General features: G+C 58.7%; 5 protein-coding genes. 3 read left to right on the forward strand and 2 right to left on the reverse strand.

Annotated features, from left to right (window positions below):
- On the reverse strand, positions 1 to 298 hold a 298-nt coding region (locus Y707_RS32260), incomplete at its 3' end, for a hypothetical protein (protein WP_216699275.1).
- Between the two features lie 135 nt (positions 299 to 433).
- Between Y707_RS32260 and Y707_RS26885 the strand changes: the two genes are divergently transcribed.
- Positions 434 to 2011, forward strand: coding sequence for a lipopolysaccharide biosynthesis protein (locus Y707_RS26885; protein ID WP_051442121.1), 1578 nt, complete (start codon positions 434 to 436; stop codon positions 2009 to 2011).
- 27 nt (positions 2012 to 2038) lie between these two features.
- The gene (locus tag Y707_RS0116445; protein WP_026535885.1) at positions 2039 to 2932 is read left to right on the forward strand and encodes a sulfotransferase domain-containing protein; all 894 of its coding nucleotides are present in this window, start codon (positions 2039 to 2041) and stop codon (positions 2930 to 2932) included.
- 20 nt (positions 2933 to 2952) lie between these two features.
- Here Y707_RS0116445 and Y707_RS0116450 read toward each other — a convergent pair whose 3' ends face one another.
- Positions 2953 to 4359, reverse strand: coding sequence for a hypothetical protein (locus tag Y707_RS0116450; protein ID WP_155853063.1), 1407 nt, complete (start codon positions 4357 to 4359; stop codon positions 2953 to 2955).
- 268 nt (positions 4360 to 4627) lie between these two features.
- On the opposite strand from Y707_RS0116450, the gene Y707_RS0116455 reads away from it, so the two are divergent.
- On the forward strand, positions 4628 to 6412 hold a 1785-nt coding region (locus tag Y707_RS0116455), incomplete at its 3' end, for a fibrinogen-like YCDxxxxGGGW domain-containing protein (protein ID WP_253905214.1).

Below are 6412 nucleotides of genomic sequence, written 5' to 3' on the forward strand. Positions count from 1 at the left end.
AGCGTCCGGCAGCCCGGGCACGGGCCTGGGGGTAACGCGGGGAGCCATTTCCGGGGCTGTAGCGGGGGAAACTGGCGGTGGCGTTGCGGATTTTCCTGCCGGACCAGTATTCGCGGGAGTTTGTTGCGATGGCGGTGAAGTAGCTGCTCCTGTCGTGCGCGAGGGAGTCCCGCTCGTGAGAGCAAAAATAAGCGCAACGGCGGCCAATCCAGCAACCAAAACTATCAGGAGCCCGAGCCGTAACGGATTCGCGGCCTTCAGAGTCTTTCCAGCCATGAATCTGCTCCTCTAAGATCAAGCATGCCCTTCGTCCTTGGTGGCGCCAAGGCATGTGGTGCTGATCACGTATCGTACACGGTGAGTGGTAAAGGTGGAAGCTTTTCTTCCCCTGGGCAATACGGAAAAGTTCTGGCGGGGAATCAGGGGGTAAAACGTGGCTGACAGGGTAGGCATCACTGACGATGCTGGCACCGATTCGGCGTCGGGAGAACTGAGGCAGGCGGCGCGCGGGGGAGTTGTCAGTTTGGTCGGTGCCGCTATCAGCGCCGGAATGGGACTGATTTTCATCGTTGTCCTTGGACGGTCGCTGGGCCAGGATGGCGCGGGTGTAGTGCTTCAGGCGATTGCTGTCTTCACGATTGCGCTCGCCTTGGCCAGGGTGGGTATGGATACCACCGGCGTTTGGTTATTGCCTCGGCTAAGGATCTCCGCTGTGGACAAGATCCGTTCGGCGGTATTGTTCCTGCTGCTGCCCGCAGCAGCTGCGGGGGTGGTGTTTGCCGGTCTGGTCTGGTTCCTGGCACCCCTGCAAGTTGTATCCGAGGATCCGTACGGCCGGCAGCTTGTCGAATGTCTTCGCACATTGAGCTGGTTCCTGCCCTGCGGCGCCGTTCTGATGGTCGCGCTGCAAGCCACCCGTGGTCTCGGTGGAGTACTGCCATACACGGTGATCGGAAATATTGTCCTCCCGACGTTGCGGCCGGTGGCGGTGCTGGTGACGGTGGCGCTGGGCGGATCAGTCGTTGCCGTTGCTCTCTCGTGGGCTGTTCCCCTCGTGCTTGCGTTGCTGGGCGCTCTTGCCGTCCTCTGTGCAGGCGTTTTGCGACAGGAGCGGAGGGCAGGCCTCTCCGGGACTTTACGTCCCAGCCGTGATGTGGCTGCCCGGACATGGAAGTTTGCCTTGCCTCGTTGGTATTCCTCGGTACTGGAGCAGTCCATCATTTGGTTTGATGTAATTCTGGTGGGTGCTATTGCAGGAGCGGCGGCCGCCGGCGTCTACGGGGCTGCCTCCAGATTCGTCAGCGCTGGTCTGATAATTTCGACAGCCATGCGGATTGTGGTGTCCCCGCGTTTCAGCGCGCTGCTCGAAAAGCAGCGGATGTCACGTGTTCAGGAGCTCTATACCACCACGGTCACCTGGATTGTCTTGTTCGGCGTCCCGGTCTACGCACTGTTCATGCTATTTGCGCCGACGATTCTCGGGTGGCTGGGGGATGGGTTCGAAACAGGGGCACTGGCTTTGGTCATTTTGTGTGCGGGAGCAAGTCTAAGCCTATTGGCGGGCAACGCCGATTCACTGCTGATGATGAGCGGACGCAGTGGTTGGATGGCTGCTAACAAGACAATCGTTCTGACTGTGAACATTGGCGGAAACATCTTGCTGGTCCCTCAGTGGGGGATTCTGGCGGCGGCCGCCGTATGGTCGTTCAGCATGTTGCTCAACGCTGTTCTTGCCTCCATTGAGAACCGTGTCTTCCTAGGCATCCGTTGGAAAGCCGGCCGCGTACTTTACGCACTGCTGGTTGCCCTTCTGAGTACTGTGCCTGGAAGCCTCATACTCTTGTCCATTCTCGGCAATTCAACGTTCACCCTCGTATTGGCCACCGCCGTCATGCTGACAAGCCTGATCCTTTGGTGTTGGATGGATAGACGTAGGTTCAAAATGGACGACCTCGCACTGCTTTCCCGTCGTGGCGGTGGAAAATCGGCTAAAGCGGCCGAACCGGTGTGAAGTCCCAACCTGGAGTGAGGTTTCCCAATGGTCAGTATTGCCGCGCTTAAAGATACATCGCCCCGTTGGGTCAAGAACGTTTCGGATGCCGCCACCCGGCAATATGCGCAACTGACCGTACGGGACAGGCCAGCACCTGACTTTCTCGTCATCGGAACCAAGCGCGGCGGAACGACGTCGCTGTTCAATTATCTAATGATGCATCCCGGCATCATGGGGCTGTACCCTCAAGTCCGCGGGAAGAAAAGCACAGATTACTTCTTCAAAGAGCGGCAACGGGGGGAGCATTGGTACCGGTCTCATTTCCAGACAGAGACCTACCGGAAGCTGGTGTCGCGGCGTTTGGGATATCGCCCGATCAGTGGCGAGGCATCGCCTTACTACTTGTGGGATCCGCGCGTCGCAGGACATGTTCGGGAGTTGTCGGGCGGCATCAAGGCGATTGCGTTGCTGCGGGATCCGGTGGAACGGGCATGGTCCCATTATCAGGAAAGAGCGCAGAATGGGGTCGAGCCGTTGGAATTCCCAGCCGCGCTCGAGGCCGAAGAGACCCGATTGCAGGGGGAGCTGGAGAAGATGCTGGCCGAACCAGCTTACTGCAGCACCGCCCATGATTTCTACTCGTATCGTTCCCGCGGCGTGTACCTTCCGCAAATCCAGAACTGGCGCCGATCGTTTCCCGAGGGACAACTGCTGATTCTCCGCAGCGAGGACATGTACGAGGATGTTCAGGCGACTTTTGACCGGGTCTGTGATTTTCTGAAGGTTCCATCCACAGTGCTGCCGACGACACGGACCTTTAATGCGCGCAAGCGTTCAAGCACTATGCCACCGGAGGTCGAGGCGGAGCTCAGAGAATACTTCGCTCCCCATAACGAGGATCTTTATAGGTATTTGGGAACTGACGAGTTGTGGCCGTAGGCTCAGACCCGGCTTGTCAATTAGGCTGTGTCCTCGACTTGTAGATGTTTTCCGGCGGTCTGTAGAAGTTCCATGAGTTCTGTTCTGGAGATCCAGGAGTCCTTCCAGGACCCGAATTGGGCGGTCAGTGTCCATGCACGTTCGACGACGACAAGAGTATAGACGGCCAGCAGATCCGGCCAAGCAGGACGGGGTACCGATGCCGCTTCAAGATGCGACTGGGCGTCCCGGAGCGCCGGTAGGAGATGGGACGCAACGCGACCTGTCGCTTGTTCCCTTCGGACACTAAACATCCAATGGATTGCATCCAACCCAGCCATGGCGTCCGCTTCGGAAGACTCCCAGTCCCAGCACCAAAGCTGACCCGAGGGTTCCCGCGCGGAATTCCATGGCACCAAATCACCATGCCAACGCCTGCAGACTGGAACGGCGGACTTGCTCCCTGCAACGATCTTGTAGACCCGGCCCGCTTCGGCCGCCAGCTCATGATCGGGCGCTGTAGAGTCCAACTCCTCCAAGCGGCGGCCAATTTCCTGAAAATGACGTGTGGAAGAAATGGTGCCTGTTCGGTAAATGGGACACAGAGCGAACATTTCCTGCGCTGTTGGTTCCTTCACATCCCCCCGAACGGCCTGGACCATCTCGGGCAATGGCTCCGTAATCAGGTAGGGGAACCCACCTAGCCAGCCGCTCGTCAGTAGCCGTGGGGCCCGCATCGCTGCAGGTTTACCGCCAATCGACTGCAGGGCAGCAATTTCAGTTTCCACGTAACCGGTACTGGATTTATTCCAAGCGCACTTGGCATAGCCGGCTGGGTGCCCTTCGGCATCGAACAGCTGCAGCGTGGGTTTGCGGTTTACACCCAATCTTATCCCGATGGCTGCGGTCAGCCTGTTCTGTTCGAGACTGTCAACCAGATGTGCCAAGGGTAGTTTCACTGGTGAGTCCGTAGCCGTTCCGGCACGTAATTGGATCGAGAGTGTGTGCTGGGCAGGCGGCAGCCCGGCCTTTGCCAGCCAGCCCAATACGTTCCGGGCTACGTTGATCCTCCCCGCCCGAAGCCCGCGATACTGCAGGAGTGATCCTGAAGTGGCGCGGCGTGGGCCACTTGGAACCAAGAGAAGCGGACGGGCCAGCGTCGGAACGATCCAATACGTCTCGGCTTCGGTCCAATCTGTGCTCGGGAGCGGGTCCACCACCACGCGTACCTCGCCGGCAGAAACCCCTTGTAACCAGATTTGCTGGACCATAGAATCCAAGGCCGAGCCGCCGGTTCCATCAACTACTGCGTTGCGATGGCGCCTATTCAGCATGCTTTCTCCTACGCTCGACAACTGGTATGGGTCTTGTACATCGATCCTGATGAAGGGCAAACTCCCATGGTTTTTTGAAAAACCAGTAGCGGATGTGAAGAACCAAGTACCCATCACCTCATACCTATAAACAATACGAGTAGTCGACCAGTAGTTTCCGCCCATCGAACCGAAAAATCGCGTAGCCGGAGCTCCCAATTTCGCTTACATCCGGCCGTCGACTAGCCATAGAATCTGTGCATTCAGGGGGCTGACCGCAGTTCGGTTTGGACAAGAACCGTTCGATGCCGGTCCCCGCCGCACTATTTGCCTGGGGTGTCCTGTGTCGAAGATTCGTAGACTTTCTGCCATTGTCGGATCGGCCGCTATTGCCGGAATGCTGATGTCAGGGCTCAGCGCCCCACCCCCTGCTGTCGCCGCTGCTGCTGTCGATGGCTCGACGGAGAGTACGACAGCTGCGTCATGCTGGGAAATCAAACAGGAACATCCTTCCTCCCCTAACGGGAGCTACTGGCTCTTGACTGCGGAAATGGACGCCCCGCAGCGCGTTTACTGCGACATGACCACCGACGGCGGCGGCTGGCTCCTGATCGGAAAAGGTAAACAGGGCTGGACAGAGAATTATGAGGGCAAGGGCAGAGCGTCGGACCTCCAGGAAAATGGTTTGAGCCCGATGTCGGGTCAAACCACGCAATACTCTGCTGATGTGGTCGACGGATTGCTCAATGGTGAACCTGTTAGTTCGCTCAGCGACGGGGTGCGTCTCAAGCGCGCACGGACGGCGGATGGTGCCCAGTGGCAGGAGGTACGGTTCAGCTTCAACAACAGGGATCGTTGGGTATGGACGTTTGGGGCGGCGCACCGAACGGCATCGACATCATTCGACGGAGCCGCCACATCCGGAGGCGGCACATCGAACTTTGGAACTGACAACGCCTATAACCGCGTTATCACCGGTCCCATCGCGAGCCAGGGATATGCTACGGGATTCGCCTACGGTTCGGGAGTAACAGGCTCGAGTGATAACTCCAGCCACCTCTGGTCCAGGGTCAACGGCGCGGGAACGGCCATGCCCTACACGGAAATGTACATTCGACCCAAGATCCGTTCACTGGACGCGGGCTTCGAACGCATTGGCGATGCTGGAACGGATTCCCAGACGAACGCCTCGGTGGCACGGTCACTGGCCCTGGACAGCCCCTGGGGCGTCGCAGGGCAGGGAGGTCCTTTCCAGCGCGAGGGTGACGTCGAAGTACAGGCCTTCGTCGAAAGCGGCGGCCTGATGTATGTCGGTGGTAACTTCCGGTATGCGCAGAGAGCTGCTGCTTCCACCGGCTTGGATCAGGTGGAACAACCGTTCCTCGCAGCTTTCAACGTCAACACCGGTGAGCTGGTCCGCGGATTCACCCCCAGCCTTAATGGCTCAGTCATGGCGCTCGCCGCATTGCCGAATGGAAATATTGTTGCAGCAGGTACATTCACCGAGGCCAACGGGGCGGCGGCTACCGCAATCGTAGCCTTGGACCCGGATACCGGGAACACGGCCGCGGGCTGGTCTGTTCATGTGGAAGACAACCGGACCAGCGGCGTTGTCAATATCCGGACGTTATCGGTGCAAGGCGACTGGCTGTATCTGGCCGGCGGATTTACCCACGTATCAGGCGGAAGCGGTGCACTCATCTATGCTCAGTCCGCCGCCCGCGTATCCGTCGTCGACGGCACGCCGGGAGACGGGTGGAGGCCAACGTTTAACGGTACCGTCGTGTCTGCCGATGCATCCGATGATGGCGCCAGGCTGTATGCGGCCGGTTACTTTACGACGTCGCAGGGTGCTCCAGCGTACAAAGCAGCGGCTGTGCAGACATCTGCCAATGCACCGCTGGCCACTCCGGCATGGAATCCGGTGTGGAGCAGCGCCAACAAGGATTATCAACAATCAATTGGCCAAGTGGGAGACCGGGTATGGGTTGGTGGCTCCGAGCACAGTTTCTTCAGCTACTCAACGGCCAACTTCGACCGGCTTTCCGGGAACATCGGACAGCGCAATGGGGACTTCCAGGCAATGACCGCCGGCAACGGCGTTGTATACGCTGGATGCCACTGCAATAACTACAATTACTCGAACTCCTTTACCTGGCCGGATCAAGGCAGTAACTGGACTCAAGCC

This window comes from Arthrobacter sp. H14, from assembly GCF_000520495.1.
Taxonomy (GTDB): domain Bacteria; phylum Actinomycetota; class Actinomycetes; order Actinomycetales; family Micrococcaceae; genus Arthrobacter_C.

What these genes read in the sequence shown, in the direction of transcription:
- Y707_RS0116450 (WP_155853063.1), bottom strand. Translation starts at nt 4,359, where the DNA reads ATGGGTACTTGGTTCTTCACATCCGCTACTGGTTTTTCAAAAAACCAT.
- Y707_RS0116445 (WP_026535885.1), top strand. Translation starts at nt 2,039, where the DNA reads ATGGTCAGTATTGCCGCGCTTAAAGATACATCGCCCCGTTGGGTCAAG.